Origin of the sequence: Ramlibacter sp. (assembly GCF_035706265.1) — a bacterium.
Lineage (GTDB): Bacteria > Pseudomonadota > Gammaproteobacteria > Burkholderiales > Burkholderiaceae_C > Ramlibacter.
Window position 1 is genome coordinate 1 of the sequence record NZ_DASSVG010000725.1, and the last position, 2,322, is coordinate 2,322.

The 2,322-nt window shown below is 69.5% G+C and carries 2 protein-coding genes; one reads left to right on the forward strand and one right to left on the reverse strand.

Annotated elements, in window-relative coordinates; translation table 11 throughout:
- The coding region (locus VFM98_RS25960; protein ID WP_325112775.1) for a DNA polymerase domain-containing protein at positions 1 to 750 on the reverse strand (750 nt) is incomplete at its 3' end.
- 151 nt (positions 751 to 901) lie between these two features.
- Between VFM98_RS25960 and VFM98_RS25965 the strand changes: the two genes are divergently transcribed.
- A partial coding sequence (locus VFM98_RS25965) for a peptide chain release factor 3 (RefSeq protein WP_325112776.1) occupies positions 902 to 2,322 on the forward strand: 1,421 nt, incomplete at its 3' end.

Below are 2,322 nucleotides of genomic sequence, written 5' to 3' on the forward strand. Positions count from 1 at the left end.
CCGCCCGTCCGGCTTCGGCCGCAAGGAGTACGCCGAGGCGACGGTGCGGTCCTTCGCGTTCTGGTTGTAGTCGACGAAGACGCCGCGCCGCTCCTCCTTCCACCATTGGCTGGAGGCGATGGTCGGCGCCCGCCGCTCCACTTCGCGGGCGAGAGCGAGCGCCGCGCGCCGCACCTCGTCGAAGGTCCAGCGAGGTTCGATGCGCACCGGCACGTGGATGCCGCGCGAGCCCGAGGTCTTGGGCCAGCCTTTCAGGCCCAGGTCGGACAGGACCGCATGCACCACCCGCGCGACCTCCTGGATCTGCGGCCATTCGACGCCCGGCACGGGATCGAGGTCCACCCGCAGCTCGTCGGGGTGCTCCAGGTCCTCCGCCCGCACGGGGTGCGGATGCAGCTCCAGGCAGCCGAGGTTGGCCATCCAGGCCAGGTCGGCCGGATGGCGCGGCACGATCTCCTCGGCGCTGCGGCCGGAGGGAAAGCGGATCTCGGCCACCTCCAGCCAGTCGGGGCGCTTCGCCGGCGCGCGCTTCTGGAAGAAGAATTCGTCGTGGATGCCGTTCGGGTAGCGCACCAGGATGCAGGGCCGGCCGCCCGCGCCGCGCAGCGCGCCCTCGGCGACCGCGAGGTAATAGTTCACGACATCGAGCTTGGTGATGCCCGCCTCCGGGATCAGCAGCTTGCCGCTGTTGGTGACCACCAGCTCGCGTCCCTCGATCTCCAGCAGCGTCTCGTCCATTGACCCGGCCATGCACCCAAAGTACACCGCCGTGGGACAATACGGCGTCAGACACGGCCGTGTGCAAGCGCGGCTGCCCCGTCCTGGCGGACGGGCGCCGAGCGCGGCGGTCTCAGAAAGCGGCCGTGCTGCAGCACGGCCGCGTGCCATCCCGGAGTCCCCCTTGTCGTCCTCGCCCCTCAGCGCCGAAGTCCAGCGCCGCCGCACCTTCGCCATCATCTCGCACCCCGACGCCGGTAAAACGACGCTGACGGAAAAGCTGCTGCTGTTCTCCGGCGCGATCCAGATCGCCGGCGCGGTGAAGGGCCGCAAGGCCTCGCGCCACGCCACCTCCGACTGGATGGAGATCGAGAAGCAGCGCGGCATCTCGGTGGCCTCCTCGGTGATGCAGATGCTGTACCGCGACCACGTGGTCAACCTGCTCGACACGCCCGGCCACAAGGACTTCTCGGAAGACACCTACCGGGTGCTCACCGCGGTCGACGCCGCGCTGATGGTGATCGACGCGGCCAACGGCGTGGAAGCGCAGACCAAGCGCCTGATCGAGGTCTGCCGCCAGCGCGACACGCCCATCATCACCTTCGTCAACAAGATGGACCGCGAGGTGCGCGAGCCGCTCGACATCCTCGACGAGGTGGAGCGCGAGCTGGGCATGCCCTGCGTGCCCATGACGTGGCCGGTGGGCAAGGGCAAGACCTTCGGCGGCATCATGAACCTGCGCACCCAGGCCATGACCGTGTTCGAGTCCGGCAGCGAGCGTCGCCCGCAGGACTTCGACACCATCCCGCTGGCCGACACCGGCGAGCTGCAGCGCCGCTTCGGCGCCGAGTACGACCAGGCCGCCGAGAGCATGGAGCTGGCGGCCGGCGCCTCGCCCGAGTGGGACCACGCGGCCTTCCTCGCGGCCAAGCAGACGCCGGTGTTCTTCGGCTCTGCCGTCAACAACTTCGGCGTGATGGAGGTGCTGGACGCGCTGGTGGACCTGGCGCCGCCGCCGCAGCCGCGCACCAGCAACGCGATCGTCAACCGCCAGCCGCAGGAGCGCATCGTCGCTCCCGACGACACGGCCTTCTCCGGCGTGGTGTTCAAGGTGCAGGCCAACATGGATCCCTCGCACCGCGACCGCATCGCCTTCGTGCGCATGGCTTCGGGCAAGTACACGCCGGGCATGAAGCTCAAGGTGCAGCGCACCGGCAAGGAGCTGCGGCCGACCTCGGTGGTCACCTTCCTGTCGCAGCGGCGCGAGGCGGTGGACGAGGCCTATGCGGGCGACATCATCGGCTTCACCACCCACGGCGGCGTGCAGCTGGGCGACACCATCACCGACGGCACGGTGAACCTGCAGTACACCGGGCTGCCCTTCTTCGCGCCGGAACTGTTCCAGGTGGTGGTGCTGAAGAATCCGCTGCGCACCAAGCAGTTGCAGCAGGGCCTGGCACAGCTGGGCGAGGAAGGCGCGATCCAGGTCTTCCGGCCGCAGATCGGCGGGCCGATGCTGCTCGGCGCGGTCGGCCAGCTGCAGTTCGAGGTGGTCGCGCACCGGCTGGAACATGAATACGGCGTGAAGGCGCGCATCCAGCCGGC